Here is a 19,075-nt window from a genome sequence, read left to right as displayed (position 1 = left end):
ATCCTTCGCGATTGCGTCAGCTTTGCTCGGTCTTGTTTTTGGCAGCGCGGTCGGAGGCCGCGGTGTCGCCGCCGCCGACACTCATCCGATTGAGGGATAGACGCATGCCTTGCGTCGGCGCCGGCGGGCGCTTGGAGCTCAAGGTGCGCGAATTGACGCCCATCCAGGAGATCTCGGACGACAGGCGGCCATATTCGATCTTGGGGCAGCGGTTCATGACGACCTTGATACCGACCGATTCCGCTTTCGCCGCCGCCGCGTCATCGCGGGCGCCAAGCTGCATCCAGATCACCTTCGGCAGCGGATCGAGCGTCAGGGCTTCCTCGACCACCGGCATGATGTGGCTGGAATTGCGAAAGATGTCGATCATGTCGATGGGATGACCGATGTCGGAGAGCGAGGCCACAAACGGCTTTCCGAGCAGGTCCTTGCCGACATGGCCGGGATTGACCGGGATCATGTCATAGCCGCGCTGCGCCAGATATTTGAACGCAAAATAGCTCGGCCGCACATTGACGGGCGAGGCGCCGACCATTGCGATCGACTTCACGCTGTTGAGGATGCCGCGGATGTAATTGTCGGGATAGGCGTCGTGGTTCATCGTTTTCTTTCGTTCGTCATTCCGGGGCGATGCGTAGCATCGAACCCGGAATCTCGAGATTCCGGGTTCGGCTCTGCGAGCCGCCCCGGAATGACGGTGTCATAAATACAATCTACTCATCCCGTCATTACTCGTCCCGCCATGTCGGCGTGCGCTTCTCGATGAAGGCGCCGATGCCTTCCTCGGCGTCGCGCGCCATCATGTTCTCGGTCATCACCTCTGCCGCATAGCGATAGGCGTCCGCAAGGCTCATCTCGGCCTGGCGGTAGAAGGCCTCCTTGCCGAGCTTGACGGTGTAGGCCGACTTCAGCGCGACCTTTTCGGCCAGCGCGATCGCGGCGGCGCGCTCGGTGCCCGCTGCAACCACGTGATTGACGAGCCCGATCTCGCGGGCGCGCGCGGCCGGAATCGGCTCGCCCGTCAGCAGCATTTCCATCGCCTGCTTGCGCGGCACGTTGCGCGACAACGCCACCATCGGTGTCGAGCAGAACAGGCCGATGTCGACGCCGGGCGTCGCGAAGCTCGCCGCTTCCGACGCGATCGCGAGATCGCAGCTTGCCACGATCTGGCAGCCGGCCGCGGTCGCGATGCCCTGGACGGAGGCGACCACGGGCTTCGGCAGGCGCACGATCGCCTGCATCATCGCGCTGCAGGCGGTCATCATCTCGGCGAAGAAGGCGCGGCCGCGATCCGGGTCGGTGCGGCGCGCGGTCAGTTCCTTCATGTCGTGGCCGGCGGAGAAGGCAGGGCCGTTGGCGGCGATCACGACGCCGCGGACCGCCTTGTCGTCGCGGATCGCATCGAGCTCGGCATGCAGGCCTGCGATCATCGCCTCAGACAGGCTGTTGCGCGCGGCCGGTCGGTTCAGCGTCAGGACCGCGATACTGCCGACGGTCTCGCGCAGCAGGTTCGGCGGTTGCGGGGAGGGGGCGCGGGCGGCCTGGGCGGACATCGAAGCGTTTCCGGTTGAATTATTGCAATTGGATGACCCAGATAACTTAATGTAACAGGGGACGTGAAGCGAGGGTGAGGCGAAGCATGGCGTTAGCGAAAATGAGCGTGGCGGAGGTCGAGCAGTTTCTCCGTGACGAGTTTCCCCAGGCCTTCAGCGGCGACGACATCACGATCGAGAGCGCGGACGGGCAGACCTGCCTTTTGCGCCAGCGCTACAGCGAAAGGATGCTGCGGCCGGGTGGAACCGTGTCCGGCCCGACGCTGATGGCGCTCGCCGATTTCGCGATGTACGTGGTGCTTCTGTCCGCGATCGGGCCGATCGGGCTCGCAGTCACCACCAATCTCAACATCAACTTCCTGCGCAAGGGCCAGCCCGGGCAGGACGTGCTGGCGGAGGCCCGGCTTCTCAAGCTCGGCAAACGCCTGGCGGTCGGGGAGGTGAAGCTGCTGTCCGGCACCTCGCCCGATCCGATCGCCCATGTCACCTCGACCTATTCCATTCCAAATGCTTGAACTTTCGGCGGGTATCTTAATACCATATTTTTAAGCATTTGATTTTGCTTATCTAAATTCCGTCTTCGGGCATTGACCGTTGCGCGTCTCTTCTCTAGAAAACCGCGCAGTCCGGTGCGGTGTTCGCGCCGATGCTCCCCGTCCACGGAAACTCTGACATGAAAACCTTTTCGGCAAAGCCGGCTGAGGTGACGAAGAAGTGGGTGTTGATCGACGCCAAGGGTCTGGTCGTCGGCCGTCTCGCCACCATCGTCGCCATGCGCCTGCGCGGCAAGCACCTCCCGACCTACACCCCGCACGTTGATTGCGGCGACAACGTCATCATCATCAACGCGCAGCATGCGGTCCTCACCGGCCGCAAGCGCGAGCAGAAGACCTACTACAAGCACACCGGTTACGTCGGCCACGTCAAGGAGCGCACCGCGCGCCAGATCCTCGAGGGCAAGCATCCTGAGCGCGTGCTCGAGAAGGCCGTCGAGCGCATGATCCCCCGTGGTCCGCTCGGTCGCGTGCAGATGGGCAACCTCCGTGTCTACGGTGGCGCCGATCATCCGCACGAGGCCCAGACGCCCGAGAAGATCGATATCGCCAAGTTGAACCGCAAGAACACGAGGGCCGCATAATCATGGCCGAATCCATCCAGTCGCTCGACCAGCTCTCGCAGCTCAAGACGGCGGCGGCGCCCGACGCGCCCAAGCACGAGAAGAAGGTCGACAAGTTCAACCGCGCCTATGCCACCGGCAAGCGCAAGGACGCGGTCGCCCGTGTCTGGATCAAGCCGGGCGCCGGCAAGGTCACCGTCAATTCGCGCGAGGTCGAGGTCTATTTCGCCCGTCCCGTGCTGCGCATGATGATCGAGCAGCCGTTCTCGGTGGCCGCTCGTTCCGGCCAGTACGACGTGATCTGCACCGTCGCCGGCGGCGGTCTGTCCGGCCAGGCCGGCGCGGTCCGTCACGGCATCTCCAAGGCGCTCACCTATTTCGAGCCGGAGCTGCGCACGGTCCTCAAGAAGGGCGGCTTCCTCACCCGCGACTCCCGCGTGGTCGAGCGCAAGAAGTACGGCAAGGCCAAGGCCCGCCGGTCCTTCCAGTTCTCGAAGCGTTAATCGCTTCGGTCACATTCGCTGCGAAAGCGGCTTCAATGAGATGCAAAAGGGCGCTGATTTCAGCGCCCTTTTTGTTGTTCGTTTGTATGCAAATTGATGGCGTGTTTCAGGAAAACTTGGCCTCGCGTGAAAACCTGAATGGAACCCGCGGGACATAGCGTCGCATCTGGAAGGGCGCGCAAGTCGGCTGGGCCGATCGCGTAACTGCTATGTTTTCAAGGGGGCCGACATGATGTCGCTCGATAGCATCACGCTCTATTTGGTTGCCACCATGGTTGCCGCACTGCTCGGCGCCATGATGGTGTTTTTCGGCAAGCAGGAAAACAGTCCTGCACTGAAATGGTGGGGCACCGCGTATCTGCTGGGTGCGGCTTCGGTCGCGCTGTGGACTGCGGCCGGCGACAAGCTCGGCCCGCATCTTTACCTTGCGCTGAACGCGGTCGGCTTCGTGGCCTGCGGCATGGTGTGGAATGCGGCGCGCGTCTTCCACGGCCGCAAGCCGAACTGGCCGGGTCTCCTCGTCGGCGCGCTCGCCTGGGCCGCTGCCGCCTCGCTGCTCGATCCCGCAGCGTCGATGCTGCGCATGATCGTCGGCGCCGGCATCGTCTCGGTCTATGCCGCGCTGACCGCGAGCGAGCTCTGGGTCGAGCGTCGCAAGAGCCTGCAACGGCGCTGGCCGGCCTTCGTGGTGCCGGTGATGCACGGCTGCGTGTTGATGCTGCCGATCCTGCTCGGCAGCTTCCTGCGTCCCAACGATGCCGGCTTCTCCGGCAGCATCTGGGTCACGGTGTTCGCCGTCGAGCTGATCCTGTATGCCGTCGGCACCGTGTTCGTGATCTTCATGCTGGTGTCCGAGCGCACGGTGACTGCGCACCGGACCGCCGCGTCCACCGATCCGCTGACCGGCATGCTCAACCGCCGCGGCTTCTCGGAAGCCTGCGGACGCGTGATCGAGCGCGAGGCCAAGGCCGGGCGTCCCGTGACCGTGATGATCTTCGACATCGACCACTTCAAGTCGATCAACGACCGCTTCGGCCATCCCGCCGGTGACGAGATGCTGAAGCTCTTCTCCACCGTCGTCGTCAGCAACCTGCGCATGACCGACATGTCGGGCCGTATCGGCGGCGAGGAATTTGCGGCGCTGCTGCCGTGCTCGCTGGAGGAGGGGGTGCTGGTTGCCGAACGCGTGCGCGAAGCGTTCGAGACCTCCGGCATCGTGGTCGATGAAGGTCCGGTCGACACCACCGTCAGCATCGGCGTTGCCGGTGGTCCCGCCGGCACCGAGCTCGAGGTGTTGCTGGCCTCGGCCGATACCGCGCTCTACCAGGCCAAGCGCGGCGGCCGTAACCGCGTCGAGGCGGCCGAGGAGCTGCCGCTGTCGCTGGAGAACTGGCGCCGCCAGAGCGCCGCGCGGGTCGGCGCGACGCCGGCGCGTCCGGCCACCGCCTGAGCCATCGGAAGCCTCGCGGTAATGCTCTGTTTACCATTCGATCCCTACCATCGCGGTCATGGAATCGATCCGTCGACAGAATCCGCAGGCTGCCCTGATGTCGCTTGAAGCCGCTGCCGCCTCGGCACGCGGCGGCTTCGCCTGCCTGTTCTCGACTGCAGACGAATACGAGCGCGCGCTGATCACCGAGCGCCGCGCCCAGGGGCGCTATGCGCAGGGCCGCAACTACTGGCCGCTCGCGCTGTTCATCGGTTGCGCGCTGATCGTCGCCGGCACAGCGCTGCTGTTCGCCTGAGAGCGACCGCATTTTTGACCGGTCAGGGCGCCGTTTCGGCGCCTTTTTCTTTGTCCGCGGCTGCGCTAGACACGCCCATCGAGCAAAAAAGGTGGAAACCGATGATCACCGAGATCGCGCAAATCGACGTCAAGCCGGGCAGCGAGAAGGACTTTGAGGCCGCCGTCGCCAAGGCCAAGGCCGCTTTCGGCCGCTCCAAGGGCTTTCATCGCTTCGAGCTGCACAAGTCGATCGAGAAACCGCAGCGCTACCGGCTGATGGTGAAATGGGAAACGCTGGAGAACCACACCGTCGATTTCCGCGGCTCGGAGAATTTCACCGAATGGCGCGGCCTCGTCGGCCAGTATTTTGCCTCGCCCCCCGAGGTCGAGCACACCGAGACCGTGCTGACGACCTGATCTGCTTCATGATGTATTACGCTGCCTCGGCCAGGGGCGGCGCCTCATACGTCTTGAAATGGTCGATCATGACCTTGGCGATGGCGACCAGTGGCAGCGCCAGCGCCAGGCCCCAGATGCCGAACACGACACCGAGCAGGATCTGGAACGCGAACAGCGTCGCCGGCGGGATGTCCAGCGCCTGGCGCTGCAGGATCGGCGTCAGCACATAGCTCTCCATGGCGTGCACGCCCATGAAGAGCAGGAAGGCCGACAGCGCCGCGACCCAGCCCGAGGCGAGGCTCGCCAGCACCACGACGACGCCGGCAATGATGGCGCCGACGGTCGGGATGAAGGCGAGCAGGCCCGCCTGGATCCCCAGGATGAACGAGCCGGGGATGCCGATGATGGCAAGCCCGATCCAGGTCACGAGGCCGACCGCGATCATCACGACGATCTGCGCGATCAGCCAGCGCTCCAGCGTTTCGCTGATGCGGTCGATGATGAGGGTGACGCGGCTGCGATGCTTCGCCGGCGCGAGGAACAGCAGGCCGTCGTGATAGACGCTTGGCTGGGCGGCGAAGGCGAGCCCCAGGAACAGCACGATGAAGATGTTGCCGACGGCGCTGATCGCGCCGAGCAGCACCTTGAAGGTCTGGCTGACGATCGCCCCGCCGCTCGAGGCGAGCGCGCCTGCGCCGCCCGGCAATCCGCCGTGCGGGGCCGGGCTCGGGACGGGCGCTGTGCTGTCCTCGCTGGAGGTGGCGGGCGATGCGTTGCCGAGATCGAACACGCTGGTGTCGATGCCGTGGTTCTCGAGGAAGGACCGGACATTGCTGATCTGCGACTTGATGGTCTTGCTCAGCACCGAGGCCTGCTCGGCGATGGTGGCGCCGCCGAGATAAGCGACGCCGGCGAGCAGCGCCGCAAGCACGATGCAGACGATCGCGAGCCGGATCGCATGGGGCAGATGCACACGCCTCCCGAGCGCGTTGGTCAGCGCATTGAGGCCGACGCCGAGCAGCATGCCGGTGAAGATCAGGAGAAGGGTGGCGGCAAAATACCAGGTGAAGACCAGCGCGGCCGTGAACAGCACGACGCCGATGCCGCCGACCGAGATAGCCCAGGCCAGATCGGTGCGCGTCCGGGGTCGTTCATCTCTCGAAATGCTCACATCGGGTCCTTTTCAGCGTGCCGCGAGCCGCACTCTTTCGACAAACGCGCTTCCAATCAAGGCCGCGTCAACGCGCTGGTTTGACGCTGCCGCGCGAACGGTGCAGAGCGATGAGAGAAAACAGGTGGGGGGCGCTTGAGTTTCATCAGCAAATGGGCCGGTCTGCTCGGGCTTCTGGCCGTGCTCGTGATCGGCGACCAGATCCGGATCAACCGCCCCGGCCATAAGTATCGCCTCACGGTCGAGGTGACGACGCCTGACGGGATCAGGACCGCATCGGGCATTCTGGCCGTCGTTCCCGACCGCAACTACAACCGGGGCGGCCGCACCACGATGCGCGGGGAGGCCGTGTTCGTCGACCTTGGTCAAGGCAAGAACCTGGTGGCATTGCTGGCGCATCAGCAGGGCGGCAAGCTCGACCTCGACGACATCAACTATGTCGCGCTCCGCGCCTATGGCGCCGCGCGGAGCAACCGCGTCTCGTTCAACGACATCAACCGGCAGACCGGCATTGTCCCGGTGCAGGGGGAGCTGATCCCCGTGCTCGTGAGCCTTGGCGATCCCAAGGATCCGGCGACAGCGCGCCTCGTCGCCGGAGATCATGCAGAGGCGGTTCTGGGCGACGGCTATGCCGTCCGCGGCCTTACCGCCGAGGTGGTACCCAACGGGTTCTGGCCGATCGATTTCGGGGGCGTGCTCGGCGAGCCCGTCACGCGCGGAATCGAGGCGAAACTGCCCTGGCTGGCCGCGCCGGGCGAGGCGGCGGCAACCGCGCTGAAGGCCGCCGGCCTGCCTGTCGGGGGCGCGATCGACGCCCGGGAGGCATTTGCGCGAAAATAGCATTGCCGTCCCGCGATCCCTTCTGTTGAATTTGTTCCATCCGGGGGGCATGTTTGGAGAATCTTCTTACGGGGGAGGTCGGAACGGGAGATGAGAAAGCCGGTCGTCGGCGTGATCGGGAACGCCCATCGCGTCGAAAATCGATTTCAGGTCCAGATGGTCGGCGAGCGAAATTTGCGCGCCGTGGCCGAGGTCTCGGGCGGCTTGCCGATGATGTTTGCGGGAGCACCCGACATCACCGATATCGGTGCGCTTCTCGACCTGGTCGACGGGATCGTGCTCACCGGCGCCCGCGCCAACGTCCATCCGACCCGCTTCAATGTCGACCCGTGTGAGCGGCACGAGCCCTACGACATCCACCGCGACGAGGTGGCGCTGGCGCTTTCGGTCGCCTGCGTCGCCCGCGGCATCCCGCTGTTCGGCATCTGCCGCGGCCTGCAGGAGATGAACGTCGCCTTCGGCGGCTCGCTGCATCCCGAGATCCGTGAAATCCCCGGCCGCATGAACCATCGGATGCCCCGGCTCGAGAACGGCGAGATCCATCCCGATCCGACCGTGGTGTTCGCCGACCGTCACGATGTGGACCTGACGCCGGGCGGGGCGTTCGCGACGCTGCTCGGCTGCGAGAAGATCAGGGTCAATTCGCTGCACGGCCAGGGCATCCTCGATCCCGGCAAGCGCGTGCTGATCGAGGGCATTGCCGAGGACGGCACCATCGAGGCGATCCGCATCGCGGAAGCCCCGACCTTCGCGCTCGGCGTGCAATGGCACGCCGAATACGACCCGCAGCGCAATCCGATCAACCGCAAGCTGTTCGAGGCGTTTGGCGAAGCCATGGTGGCGAAGCAGAAGGCGGCGGCGTAGGGGGCTGCAAGCTCGGTCATTTTAGGCACACTCCGGCCACATCGTCATTGCGAGCGCAGCGATGCAATCCAGAGTCTTTCCGCGGAGACGGTCTGGATTGCATCGCTGCGCACGCAATGACGAGGAGGCGGCACGGTCGCGCTTTCGAGTTGTGCCGGATCAGCCGCGCGCGGTACCTTCCAGCTTATTTTCGAGATTGGAATTGCACACGATGATCCGCGCCTCGGCCGCCACATTCCTTGTCCTTTTCGCATCCCCCGCACTCGCCCAGACCGCGCCGCCCCAGGAAGGGCCGATCACCTGCGCTTCACCCGTGGCGCCTGACGACACCGAACGAAGCCTGAAGCAGCGCTTCGGCAAAGACGCCGTGGTGCAGGGCCTGCCGGGCGCCGAGGGCGAGCAATACAAGGGTATCGTGCTGTTTCCGAAAGCGAGAGACCGCCGCATCGAGGTCGCCTTCACCGACGACAAGGGCAAACGCGCCTCCGGCTTGACCTTGCGCGACGCTGGCAAGCCCAGTCTCTGGAACGTCAATGGAGTCACGATCGGATCGAGCCTGGCCGACGTGCAGAAAGCCAACGGCAAGCCGTTCCTCGTCAGCGGCTTTGAGTGGGATTACGGCGGCTTCGTTACCGACTGGAAAGGCGGCGCGCTCAGCCGTCCGCTGGATGGCGGCTGCATCGTCACGATCCGCTTCGGCAAGAAAGCGAGTGCGCCCAAATCGTTGTCGGGTGACGGCGTGAAGGCGGCCTCCGACAGTGCGGCGTTGGTGAAGTTTGCGCCGGTGGTGACGGAGATCGGGGTGAACTTTCCCGACAAGTGACGATGCGCATCGTTGCGTAAGGCGGATTAGCCGAAGGCGTAATCCGCCATCTTGATGTGGCTAGGCGGCTTCAATGCCAAACTATCGCCGTGCATTTGTTCCGGGTGGTTGCTGGTTCTTCACGGTCAATCTGCTCGACCGGAAGCAGAGGCTGCTCGTCGAGCACATCGCGGCGCTGCGCGCGGCCGTTGCAGAGACACGCCGGGATTATCCTTTGACGATCGATGCGTTTGTCGTTCTTCCGAACCACCTCCTCGCAGTCTGGACGCTTCCGGACGGCGACGCTGATTTTTCCGTGCGATGGAGACTGATCAAGACGCGCTTCGCGAAGACCTTGCCGAAGACCGAGCCTTTAACTGCGGTGCAGATCGCGGGACATGAGCGTGGCGTATGGCAGAATCGATTCTGGGAGCATCTCATCCGCGATGAGACCGACTACGCGCGCCATGTCGAGTATTGCTACATCAATCCCGTGAAACATGGGTATGTGAGCCGCGTGCTGGATTGGCCGCATTCGTCATTCCACCGAGACGTACAGGCCGGATTGTTTCCCGGTGATTGGGCGGGAGATAGCAGCGCGGACGGTGAATTTGGCGAACGCGCGTGATCGTCGCTGGCAGTCGGCGGATTACGCCTTCGGCTAATCCGCCCTACGACGACTTCGCTCGTGACGGGAAGGCTGCCGAGGACTGCGCCACGTATTCAAGGTGCACTCCAAAATCTGGGCGAGATAAACGAATCAGTAGGAATTGGCCCGCGCCAATTTTTGCGGCTCTGATTTGTTCTTCGAGAACGAAGTGGAGTCAGATGCAGAACGAAAGCTGACGGCTTCGAGGTGCCTCACGCCGCCCGCTCCATCCGTCGCGCGCGATAGGCCCGCGGCGCATCACGGTCCGTTTCGCATTCTGCTGAGCGAGCAGGCGCGCTCCCGGCGCGAAAGCGCCGGGAGCGGCACCCTCACTTCGCGAGCGCTGCCTTTTCGATGACTTCAGCGACTTGCTTCGCATGAACGACGAGCGAGGCATGGCTGCCGGCGACTTCCGTTGTCTGAGCCTTGATCCTGGCTGCGAACGACTTCTGGGCCTCGGGCGCGAGGACTTTGTCCTTCGTGCTGATGACATAGAACGTCGGCTTGTCACGCCAGGCCGCAATGGTTACGGGGGCCTCGAACGCGACGTGATTCAGCGGAAGCTGCGAGTGAGCCAGGTGCTCGGCGATCTCCGGAGGAAGGTCCGCCGCGACAGCCGACGGAAACACCTTGGGATCGATGTACAGATTGCCCCTCGCGTCGGGATGGATCGCGTTGCCGCCTTCGGTCGGCGGGCCGGCCTTTGCCAGCGCCGCCAAGGATTCACCGACCTCCGGTGCAAAGGCGGAAACATAAACCAGTGCCGAAACCTTGGGATCGTTGCCGGCTTGCGTGATCATCACGCCGCCCCATGAGTGGCCGACCAGAACGGTCCTGCCGTCCTGCTTCGCGAGCGCTTGCTTGGTGGCATCAACATCAGCAGCAAGGGAGGTGAGCGGATTTTCGACGAGCGTGACGTTGTAGCCTTTCTTTGTGAGAATATCGGCAACGGGCTGCCAGCTCGTCTGGTCCACGAAAGCGCCGTGCACGAGCACGATGTTGTGGGCTGCTCCCTTGGGCAGTTCGGCGGAACGGACGGAGCCGACCAATGTCGACCCGGCCAGGAGTACAGCGGCAGCTGAGAGGAGAATATTTCGCATTGAATGTTCCTGTAGGCATGTCGGACGAACCCAGTCCGGGGGGAGTGGACAGGCGTTTCCAGTGAGGTCGCGGTTCTTCCATCTGCGGTTGGCGAAATGGTTGCCGCACGTAACGTCGGCCCGCCGCGGCATGACCTATTGCGCAGACCTTCCGGACGATAGGGATCAATCGTCCGGATGTTGTGTCTGATCGTCCATCGGATTAGCTTGGGTGGCATGGATATCCTCACCCAGGTGCTCGATCGCGTGCGTCTCGGCGGGACGCTGCTTTTTCATTTCGAGCTTGGACATCCCTGGCATCTCGAGTTGCCGCAGCGTCCCTACGCCCTGTTTCACTATCTCAGCCAGGGCTCCGCGACCCTCGCGCTCGAACAGGGGCAGGAAATCCAGATGACCGAGGGCGATTTCGTCGTCATCACACGCGGAGAGCCGCATGTGTTTTATTCGGATCGCCGGACCAAGCCTTTGCGGATCATGGACATCGATCGATCGTCCCCGCGTCTTGGCGTCGTTCGTCATGGCAGCCGTGCAAAGCCGCTCTCGACCATGATCTGCGGCAATTTCACGGTGTCACGGCCGTTGTTTGGCAGCGTGCTGGAGCTACTTCCGCCCGTGCTCCTGTTGAAGCCGACGGCGGACGGTGGCTGGTTTGAAGCAATCCTGCGCCGCATGGTCAGCGAGTCCGCGCTCGAACGTCCTGGCCAAAGCGTCGCGCTTTCACGACTGACGGAAGTGCTCTTCGTCGAGGTGCTTCGGAGCTGGATCGCGTCTCTCAGTCCCGGACAAGGTGGCTGGCTCGGGGCCATATCCGACCCGCACATCGGACCGGCCCTCAAGCTGATTCACGAAAACCCGGAGCGGCCCTGGGCGCTGAGCGACCTCGGCCAACGCGTGGGACTCGGCCGCTCGGTATTTTCGGCGCGCTTTACCAAGCTCGTCGGCCAGTCCATGCATCGCTATGTGATCGAGCGCCGCATGGCGGAAGCGGCGTTCCTGCTGGAAACCAGCGATGAGCCCATTGCACGGATTGCCAGCCGGGTCGGTTACGAGACAGCAGCGGCATTTTCGAAGCTGTTCCATCGATGTCACGGCCTATCGCCTGGCAGGTACCGAGCCGCTCGACGCTCTGACAGTGGCGAAGGGAAAGCTCAGAAGGCACAAGTAGCCGATCGACTTTGACCAGCTGAAGTCGTGCCGCTTCTTGAGTCTGCAATTCGCGGGAGTTCGGCCGGCCTCACGCCGCCCGCTCCATCCGCCGCGCGCGATAGGCCTGCGGTGACATCAGGGTGAGCTTGCGGAAGGCCTTGCGGAAGCTGCTCTCGTCCTCGTAGCCGGCCGTGCGTGCGATGGTCTTGATCGGCTGCGTCGTCGTCTCCAGCAGCGTGCGCGCGTGCTCGACGCGGCGGCGCATGATGAAGGCTTGCGGCGGCTCGCGCGTGAGCTCCTGGAACTTCCGGTTCAGCGTGCGCTCGCTGAGGCCGAGCGCACCGGCGAGGCGCTTGACCGTCATCGGGCTCTTGCCGGTGCGGCGAACCAGCAGGTCGGCCCTGGTCAGCAGCGGGTCCTGCGAGAGCAGATAGCCGACGGGCATGAAGATCGATTGGCTGCGCTGCGCCGTGTCGATCACGACGTAGTCGGCGCAGAGTTTTGCGGTCTCCTTGCCCTCGACCGTCTCGATCAACTTGAGGAGGAGGTCGACCCACGACATCGGTCCGGCCGCGCAGACGATGCGGTCCGCCACGGTGATGACGGCGTCGGCGGCGAGGTCGATGCTGGGGTGACGCTGGCGCAGCTCGCTTTGCAGCCACCAGGTGATGGTGGCGCGGCGGTTGTCGAGCAGGCCGGCACCGGCGAGCAGGAACACGCCGCTGCAAAACGCGCCGATCAGCCGGCCGCCTGCGTGCTGTTGCCGGAGCCAGGCGCCGGCGCGAGCATATTGCGGTCGCAGCCGTTCCGCCGTGACGTGATCGACGAGGTTGCCGGGGACGATGATCGCGTCGAAGCGAGCGCGTTTGCCGATCGCACCGTCGACCGCGACCATCTGGCCGCCGCCGGCGCGCACCGCCTTGCCGTCCAGCGACAGCGTCTGCCAGGCGAAGCGCGTTTTCGCGCCGCTCTGCTGCATGACATGATTGGCGAGCGAGAGGATGTCGGCGATCCCCGCGATCGCCGAATGCATGCAACCTTCCAGCGCCAGAATTGCGAGCTTCATGAGACCTCCGGGCAGGGGCGGCCATCCTAGCCGATCGGCGCGCGGGCGCTATGGCGGAAATTGCCCGATCTCTGTCTTATCCGCCACTGCCGTCTCCGGCAGGTCCGGTTCAATCTCCGAACCGTCGTCACCCGACATGATTGGAGAGAGACATGCCTTACGTCACCATTTCCACCGTCCGCGGCATCCTGGATGCCACACAGAAGAAAGCGCTGCTCGAGCGCGTCACCGACCTCCTGGTCGAGGTCGAAGGGCAGGGCAATCCGGACTTCCGCCGCAACGTCTGGGTCAGGATCGAGGAGCAGGAGCCCTCGCACTGGTCGCTCGGCGGCATGCAGCCGACGAGCGAGATCATCGCGAGCACGTTCGGCGCGATCGGCGCGGATGGGGTGCGGGCCCCGCGGCCGTAGCAGCACAGGGGGCGCGGGCGGATCGGCCCAAGCAATGGTCCCAAGGGCATGGTCCGCCACCGCCACGTGCTCGACCGATCTGCGGGGCGATTTCCATTGCGTCGCACAATCGCGACGATGGCCTGCCCGCGCCCACATTGAGGTTCGACAGACGCGCACCATATGCACTGCAAGGGAGCCCTGCCGTGCAGACCATGAAGGCGGCCCTCGTTGCGGCGATTGGCGTCGTGGCTTTGATCTGCTGCCTCCTTCCCAGTTCAGCGGAGGAGAGCGGTCGTATTGCACTGGTTGTTTCGATCGACGGGGCCATTGGCCCTGCGTCGGCCAGCTACGTGAAGGAGGCCCTGGCCAAGGCAAGCGAACGGCGCGCCGAGGTCGTGCTTCTGAGAATGAACACCCCCGGCGGCCTCAATTCCAGCATGCGTGAGATCATCGCGGATGTGCTGGCCTCGCCCATCCCCGTCGTCGGTTACGTCGCGCCCTCCGGCGCCCACGCGGCGAGCGCGGGGACCTATATCCTTTATGCGACCCACATTGCTGCGATGGCGCCAGGCACCAATATCGGTGCCGCGACGCCGGTGCAGATTGGCGGGCCGCTGCCGGGCCTGCCGAGCGGCACACCCGACAAGGATAGCAAAGACAAGAAGGATGAGCCGAAGGACGCGATGACGGCGAAGGTGACGAACGATGCCGTCGCCTTCATCCGCAGCCTCGCCGAGCTGCGCAACCGCAATGCGGACTGGGCGGAGAAGGCGGTCCGTGAAGCTGCCACGCTGTCCGCCAACGGCGCGCTGGAGGCGCATGCCATCGATCTCGTCGCGCGCGACCAGGCTGAATTGCTGAGGCGGCTCGATGGCCGCGAGGTGGAAGTTGCAGGCGGCAGGACCCAGCGCCTCGCGACGAAGGATGCGGTCGTTGAAGCCGCCGACCCCGGAGCGATATCCCGCTTCCTGGCGGTGATCACCGATCCGAACGTGGCGTTCATTCTCCTGATGGTCGGCATCTACGGCCTGATCTTCGAGTTCATGTCGCCCGGTGCCGTCGCCCCGGGAGTCGTCGGCGCGATCTGCCTGCTGATCGGCCTTTATGCCCTCAATCTGCTGCCGATCAACTACGCCGGCCTTGCCCTGATGTTGATCGGTATCGTGCTTCTCACCGTCGAAGCCTTCAATCCGACCGTGGTGATCGGTCTCGGAGGGATCATCGCTTTCGTGCTGGGAGCGCTGATGCTGTTCAGGGTCGAGGCGCCCGGCTACCATTTGTCGTGGTGGGTGATCGGCATCACTGCGGCGGTGTTCATCGGCTTCGCGCTCGTCGTGCTTGGTTCGCTTCGGCGCGCCGCCAAGGCTCCTGAACGGGTTGGCGCGCAGGCCATGCGGGGCTTGCCCGCCGAGGTTCTCGACTGGAACGGGAGCGAAGGTCATGTCTTCGCCCATGGTGAGCGCTGGCAGGCGCGCGGCGCCGAAACGTTCAAGCCCGGAGAGACGGTCGAAATCGCCAACGTCGTCGACCTGACGCTGCTGATCCGGCGCGCACCAACAGGCGATGGAGGTACATCATGATGCTGGAATATCTGACCTATGCGGCGCTTGCGCTGCTTGTCGTCATGTTTCTGTCCCAGGCCATTCGAATCCTGCGCGAATACGAGCGTGGCGTCATCTTCACGCTCGGCCGCTTTACCGGCGTGAAGGGCCCGGGCCTCATCCTCCTCGTTCCGGTCGTGCAGCAACTCGTCAAGGTCGATCTACGGGTGATGGTGCAGGTCGTGCCGCCGCAGGACGTGATTTCGCGGGACAACGTGTCCGTCAAGGTCAACGCCGTTCTGTACTTCCGCATCGTCGACCCCGAACGGGCCATCATCAAGGTCGGCGACTACATGGCGGCCACCAGCCAGCTCGCCCAGACCACGTTGCGCTCGGTGCTCGGCAAGCACGAGCTCGACGAGATGCTGGCCGAACGCGACAGGTTGAACGCCGACATCCAGGAGATCCTCGACAAGCAGACCGACGTCTGGGGCATCAAGGTCACCGGCATAGAGATCAAGGACGTCGATATCAACGAAACCATGGTGCGCGCGATTGCCAAACAGGCCGAGGCCGAGCGCTTGCGGCGCGCCAAGGTGATCAATGCGATGGGCGAGCAGCAGGCCGCCGAAAAGCTCGTCGAAGCCGGCCGGATTCTCGCGCAGGAGCCTCAGGCGATGCAGCTGCGTTATTTCGCGGCTCTGCACGACATCGCCGGCGAGCGGTCGTCGACCGTCGTCTTTCCGCTACCGACGGGCTTGCTCGACCATTTCATGCCGCGGCGTGACAACCCCTAGCCATAAGCAGCGGGCCGACCCATCTTCGGCCTTAATGGGCGTATCGAATGTCGATCCCTACTTGAACGGGAGGACAATTCGATGATGACGCCTACCGCCAGTGCAGCCGGTCGCCGCCAAAGCTGGATTTCAATGCTCTCCATTCCCCTCTTCGTCCTCACAATTTTGACGTGCGGGGGCGCAGCCGCGCAGGCCGCGGAGCCGGGCAAGGACGCGGCGGCCGGCGGCCTGCCGCGCATTCTCGTGCTTGCGACGGGAGGCACTATCGCAGGCCAGGCCGATCCGCGCGCAACGGGGGCGTACAAGTCCGGCCAGATCACGGGCGAGCAGCTGATGCAGTCGGTGCCGGGCCTCGACAAGCTCGCCAAGATCAACGCCGAGCAGATTTCGTCGATCGGGTCGCAGGACATGAACGACAAGGTCTGGTTCGCACTGGCCCGCCGCATCCAGGATGCCTTCGACAAGAACGAGGCCGATGGAATCATCATCACCCATGGCACCGATACGCTCGAGGAGACCGCGTTCTTTCTCGACAATGTGGTCCGCGGCGACAAGCCGGTGGTGATCGTCGGTTCGATGCGTCCGGCCACGGCGGTCAGCGCCGACGGTCCCGGCAATCTCTACGAAGCGGTACAGGTGGCCGCCGATCCGCGCTCGCGCGGGCGGGGCGTCATGGCCGTGCTGAACGACAAGATTCAAGGCGCCCGCTCGGTCACCAAGACCAACACCACGAGCATCGAGACCTTCAGTTCCGCCAATGACGGGCCGGTGGGCTATGTCGACACCGCCGGCGGCATCCGCTTCATGGCGCAGGCTCCCGGCTTCAAGCGCGCGACCTATCGGCTTCCGGCCGGCGAGCAATTGCCGCGCGTCGCGATCGTCTACTCGCACGCCAACATGGACGCCGTTCCGATCGAGGACGCCATTTCCCACGGCGCAAAAGGCATCGTGCTGGCCGGCGTCGGCGACGGCAACACGTCGAAGTCGGCCCTCGATGCGCTCGAAGCGGCGGCCAAGAAGGGCATCATCGTCGTCCGCTCCTCGCGGGTTCGATCCGGCTTCGTGACCCGGAACGTCGAGGTCGACGACGACAAGAACGGCTTCGTCGTGTCCGAGGACCTCAATCCGCAGAAGGCGCGCGTCCTCACGCAATTGCTGATCGCGGGCGGCGTGACGGCGCCGGCCGAGCTGCAGAAGGCTTTTACGGCGACGTGGTGATCGGGCAGCCGGCAGGATGGGGAGAGCGCAGCCGGGTAGGATGGGTAGAGCGAAGCGAAACCCATCATGGTCGCCAAGTGTGAGATGATGGGTTTCGCAAGGGCTCTACCCATCCTACGACTCCCCAAATGAAAAGGCGCTCCCTTCGGAGCGCCTTTTGCCTGTTGCAGTGAGTTCGGGCCGCTTAACCCGAATAGTACATTTCGAACTCGACCGGGTGCGGGGTCATCTCGAAGCGGGCGACTTCGGTCATCTTCAGCTCGATGTAAGCGTCGATGAAGTCGTCGTCGAACACGCCGCCGTTCTTGAGGAAGCCGCGGTCCTTGTCGAGGTTTTCGAGCGCCTCGCGAAGCGAGCCGCACACCGTCGGGATCTGCTTCAGCTCTTCCTTCGGCAGGTCGTAGAGGTCCTTGTCCATCGCCGGACCCGGATCGATCTTGTTCTTGATGCCGTCGAGGCCGGCCATCAGCATCGCGGCGAAGCCGAGATAGGGATTGGCGAGCGGATCGGGGAAGCGCACCTCGACGCGCTTGGCCTTCGGCGAAGCGGTGTAGGGGATGCGGCACGAGGCCGAGCGGTTGCGCGCGGAGTAGGCGAGCAGCACGGGGGCCTCATAGCCCGGGACCAGACGCTTGTAGGAGTTGGTCGACGGGTTGGTGAAGGCGTTGATCGCCTTGGCGTGCTTGATGATGCCGCCGATGTAGTGGAGGCAGGTCTCCGACAGGTCGGCGTACTTGTTGCCGGCGAACACCGGCTTGCCGTCCTTCCAGATCGACTGGTGCACGTGCATGCCCGAGCCGTTGTCGCCATAGACCGGCTTCGGCATGAAGGTGGCGGTCTTGCCGTAGATGTGCGCGACCTGGTGGATGCAGTATTTGTAGATCTGCATGTGGTCGGCCATCAGCGTCAGCGTGTCGAACTTCATGCCGAGCTCGTGCTGGGCGGAAGCGACTTCGTGGTGATGCTTCTCGACCTTGACGCCCATCTTGGCCATGGCGCCGAGCATTTCCGAGCGCATGTCCTGCACGGAATCCTGCGGCGGCACCGGGAAGTAGCCGCCCTTGGTGCGGACGCGGTGGCCGAGATTGCCGCCTTCATATTCGGTGTCGGAGTTGGTCGGCAGCTCCGAGGAGTCGAGACGGAAGCCGGTGCTGTAGGGGTTGGCGGAGAAGCGCACGTCGTCGAACACGAAGAACTCGGCTTCGGGGCCGACGAACACGCTGTCGCCCACGCCCATCGACTTCACCATGGCTTCGGCCTTCTTGGCGATGCCGCGGGGGTCGCGGTTGTAGGGCTCGCCGGTGGTCGGCTCGAGCACGTCGCAGGTGATGACCATGGTGGTCTCGGCGAAGAACGGGTCGATCGTCGCGGTCACCGGATCCGGCATCAGGCACATGTCGGACTCGTTGATCGCCTTCCAGCCGGCAATCGAGGAGCCGTCGAACATCGTCCCTTCGGCGAAAATGTCGTCATCGATCATGCTGACGTCGAACGTGACGTGCTGCCACTTGCCGCGCGGATCGGTGAAGCGCAGGTCGACGTATTTGACGTCGTTGTCCTTGATCGATTTCAGGACGTCTTTGGCGGTCTTCATGCATACCCCTTTTGGCTCTGCGGGTCGGTTTCCAGGTGAGCAAGATTGTTCTCGCTTTTGGCGAGTTCGCGCGCGACCGCACAAACGAAATCAGGCCGCCGAAGCAGCCTTTTTCTTGTCAGAGTGTCGCAAAATGCGGGATAGCACCCGGCTCAGATAGCGTCCAGCCCGGATTCGCCGGTCCGGATGCGGATCGCCTCTTCGATGTTGGAGACGAAAATCTTGCCGTCGCCGATGCGCCCGGTCTGCGCGGCGCGGCGGATCGCGTCGATGGCGCGCTCGACGAGATCGTCGCCGATCACGATCTCGATCTTCACCTTGGGCAGGAAGTCGACGATGTATTCTGCGCCGCGGTAAAGCTCGGCGTGCCCCTTCTGCCGGCCAAAGCCCTTGGCTTCGGTGACGGTGATGCCTTGGAGGCCGACTTCCTGAAGCGCTTCCTTCACCTCGTCGAGCTTGAATGGCTTGATGATGGCTTCGATTTTCTTCACTGCGCGCCTCCCGGCCTTTCGATCAAATAGCAACGTCGTTGTCAGGATGCGCTTTCTTAACGCACGATCTTGTCTTCGCTATGCCGGGATCCCTGACCAGTCCCGG

General features: G+C 64.0%; 22 protein-coding genes. 15 read left to right on the top strand and 7 right to left on the bottom strand.

What is annotated here, in order from left to right:
• Positions 1 to 16 precede the first annotated feature (16 nt).
• Together NLM25_RS25785 and NLM25_RS25780 are read right to left on the bottom strand one after the other, a co-directional pair.
• Complete coding sequence (locus NLM25_RS25785; protein WP_254120158.1) at positions 17 to 601, bottom strand: CoA-binding protein; 585 nt, start codon at positions 599 to 601, stop codon at positions 17 to 19.
• Between the two features lie 127 nt (positions 602 to 728).
• Positions 729 to 1,553 (bottom strand): enoyl-CoA hydratase, encoded by an 825-nt coding sequence (locus NLM25_RS25780; protein WP_254138862.1) that lies wholly within the window; start codon positions 1,551 to 1,553, stop codon positions 729 to 731.
• 86 nt (positions 1,554 to 1,639) lie between these two features.
• Between NLM25_RS25780 and NLM25_RS25775 the strand changes: the two genes are divergently transcribed.
• From NLM25_RS25775 to NLM25_RS25750, 6 genes are all read left to right on the top strand, one after another.
• Positions 1,640 to 2,068 carry a PaaI family thioesterase gene (locus NLM25_RS25775; protein WP_254120156.1) on the top strand — a complete coding sequence of 143 codons (429 nt, stop codon included), beginning with the start codon at positions 1,640 to 1,642 and terminating at the stop codon, positions 2,066 to 2,068.
• A 158-nt stretch (positions 2,069 to 2,226) separates the two neighbouring features.
• Positions 2,227 to 2,691, top strand: coding sequence for a 50S ribosomal protein L13 (gene rplM, locus NLM25_RS25770; RefSeq protein ID WP_008137961.1), 465 nt, complete (start codon positions 2,227 to 2,229; stop codon positions 2,689 to 2,691).
• Positions 2,692 to 2,693: 2 nt separating this feature from the next.
• On the top strand, positions 2,694 to 3,173 hold the full coding sequence (gene rpsI, locus NLM25_RS25765; protein WP_007611021.1) for a 30S ribosomal protein S9: 480 nt from the start codon (positions 2,694 to 2,696) through the stop codon (positions 3,171 to 3,173).
• Between the two features lie 229 nt (positions 3,174 to 3,402).
• A complete protein-coding gene (locus NLM25_RS25760) occupies positions 3,403 to 4,623 on the top strand; it encodes a GGDEF domain-containing protein (RefSeq protein ID WP_254138861.1) in 1,221 nt (406 codons plus the stop codon).
• A gap of 58 nt (positions 4,624 to 4,681) precedes the next feature.
• Complete coding sequence (locus tag NLM25_RS25755; protein WP_254120154.1) at positions 4,682 to 4,918, top strand: hypothetical protein; 237 nt, start codon at positions 4,682 to 4,684, stop codon at positions 4,916 to 4,918.
• Positions 4,919 to 5,019: 101 nt separating this feature from the next.
• Positions 5,020 to 5,316 carry an antibiotic biosynthesis monooxygenase gene (locus tag NLM25_RS25750; protein WP_254120153.1) on the top strand — a complete coding sequence of 99 codons (297 nt, stop codon included), beginning with the start codon at positions 5,020 to 5,022 and terminating at the stop codon, positions 5,314 to 5,316.
• 16 nt (positions 5,317 to 5,332) lie between these two features.
• Here NLM25_RS25750 and NLM25_RS25745 read toward each other — a convergent pair whose 3' ends face one another.
• Complete coding sequence (locus NLM25_RS25745) at positions 5,333 to 6,469, bottom strand: AI-2E family transporter (RefSeq protein WP_254138860.1); 1,137 nt, start codon at positions 6,467 to 6,469, stop codon at positions 5,333 to 5,335.
• Between the two features lie 135 nt (positions 6,470 to 6,604).
• Here NLM25_RS25745 and NLM25_RS25740 point away from each other — a divergent pair, with 135 nt between their 5' ends.
• The 4 genes from NLM25_RS25740 to NLM25_RS25725 all read left to right on the top strand — a co-directional run bounded on the left by NLM25_RS25740 (position 6,605) and on the right by NLM25_RS25725 (position 9,603).
• A complete protein-coding gene (locus tag NLM25_RS25740; RefSeq protein WP_254138859.1) occupies positions 6,605 to 7,309 on the top strand; it encodes a hypothetical protein in 705 nt (234 codons plus the stop codon).
• Between the two features lie 90 nt (positions 7,310 to 7,399).
• Positions 7,400 to 8,173 (top strand): gamma-glutamyl-gamma-aminobutyrate hydrolase family protein, encoded by a 774-nt coding sequence (locus NLM25_RS25735; protein ID WP_254120150.1) that lies wholly within the window; start codon positions 7,400 to 7,402, stop codon positions 8,171 to 8,173.
• A 211-nt stretch (positions 8,174 to 8,384) separates the two neighbouring features.
• Positions 8,385 to 8,996, top strand: coding sequence for a hypothetical protein (locus tag NLM25_RS25730; RefSeq protein WP_254138858.1), 612 nt, complete (start codon positions 8,385 to 8,387; stop codon positions 8,994 to 8,996).
• A 73-nt stretch (positions 8,997 to 9,069) separates the two neighbouring features.
• On the top strand, positions 9,070 to 9,603 hold the full coding sequence (locus NLM25_RS25725; RefSeq protein WP_254138857.1) for a transposase: 534 nt from the start codon (positions 9,070 to 9,072) through the stop codon (positions 9,601 to 9,603).
• 350 nt (positions 9,604 to 9,953) lie between these two features.
• On the opposite strand, the gene NLM25_RS25720 is transcribed toward NLM25_RS25725, so the two are convergent.
• Positions 9,954 to 10,724, bottom strand: coding sequence for an alpha/beta hydrolase (locus tag NLM25_RS25720; RefSeq protein WP_254138856.1), 771 nt, complete (start codon positions 10,722 to 10,724; stop codon positions 9,954 to 9,956).
• Positions 10,725 to 10,940: 216 nt separating this feature from the next.
• Here NLM25_RS25720 and NLM25_RS25715 point away from each other — a divergent pair, with 216 nt between their 5' ends.
• Positions 10,941 to 11,903, top strand: coding sequence for an AraC family transcriptional regulator (locus NLM25_RS25715; RefSeq protein WP_254138855.1), 963 nt, complete (start codon positions 10,941 to 10,943; stop codon positions 11,901 to 11,903).
• 55 nt (positions 11,904 to 11,958) lie between these two features.
• Here the strand turns inward: NLM25_RS25715 and NLM25_RS25710 are convergent, their stop codons facing one another.
• On the bottom strand, positions 11,959 to 12,936 hold the full coding sequence (locus NLM25_RS25710; protein ID WP_254120146.1) for a GlxA family transcriptional regulator: 978 nt from the start codon (positions 12,934 to 12,936) through the stop codon (positions 11,959 to 11,961).
• Between the two features lie 152 nt (positions 12,937 to 13,088).
• Between NLM25_RS25710 and NLM25_RS25705 the strand changes: the two genes are divergently transcribed.
• The 4 genes from NLM25_RS25705 (at position 13,089) to NLM25_RS25690 (ending at position 16,884) form a co-directional block, all read left to right on the top strand.
• On the top strand, positions 13,089 to 13,346 hold the full coding sequence (locus NLM25_RS25705; RefSeq protein WP_254138854.1) for a tautomerase family protein: 258 nt from the start codon (positions 13,089 to 13,091) through the stop codon (positions 13,344 to 13,346).
• 185 nt (positions 13,347 to 13,531) lie between these two features.
• On the top strand, positions 13,532 to 14,908 hold the full coding sequence (locus tag NLM25_RS25700; RefSeq protein WP_254138853.1) for a nodulation protein NfeD: 1,377 nt from the start codon (positions 13,532 to 13,534) through the stop codon (positions 14,906 to 14,908).
• Complete coding sequence (locus NLM25_RS25695; RefSeq protein ID WP_254120143.1) at positions 14,905 to 15,666, top strand: slipin family protein; 762 nt, start codon at positions 14,905 to 14,907, stop codon at positions 15,664 to 15,666. The genes NLM25_RS25700 and NLM25_RS25695 overlap by 4 nt, the downstream gene beginning before the upstream one ends.
• Before the next feature lie 81 nt (positions 15,667 to 15,747).
• Positions 15,748 to 16,884, top strand: coding sequence for an asparaginase (locus NLM25_RS25690; RefSeq protein WP_254138852.1), 1,137 nt, complete (start codon positions 15,748 to 15,750; stop codon positions 16,882 to 16,884).
• 184 nt (positions 16,885 to 17,068) lie between these two features.
• Here the strand turns inward: NLM25_RS25690 and glnA are convergent, their stop codons facing one another.
• Together glnA and NLM25_RS25680 are read right to left on the bottom strand one after the other, a co-directional pair.
• Positions 17,069 to 18,478 carry a type I glutamate--ammonia ligase gene (gene glnA, locus NLM25_RS25685; RefSeq protein ID WP_254120141.1) on the bottom strand — a complete coding sequence of 470 codons (1,410 nt, stop codon included), beginning with the start codon at positions 18,476 to 18,478 and terminating at the stop codon, positions 17,069 to 17,071.
• Between the two features lie 152 nt (positions 18,479 to 18,630).
• Entirely contained in the window at positions 18,631 to 18,969 is a 339-nt protein-coding gene (locus NLM25_RS25680; protein ID WP_007603495.1) for a P-II family nitrogen regulator, read from the bottom strand.
• Positions 18,970 to 19,075: the final 106 nt, after the last annotated feature.

The sequence above is a fragment of the Bradyrhizobium sp. CCGB01 genome (assembly GCF_024199795.1).
Lineage (GTDB): Bacteria > Pseudomonadota > Alphaproteobacteria > Rhizobiales > Xanthobacteraceae > Bradyrhizobium.
The sequence above is the reverse complement of the archived record's forward strand: the minus strand, read 5'-3'. Positions and strand labels throughout refer to the sequence as shown.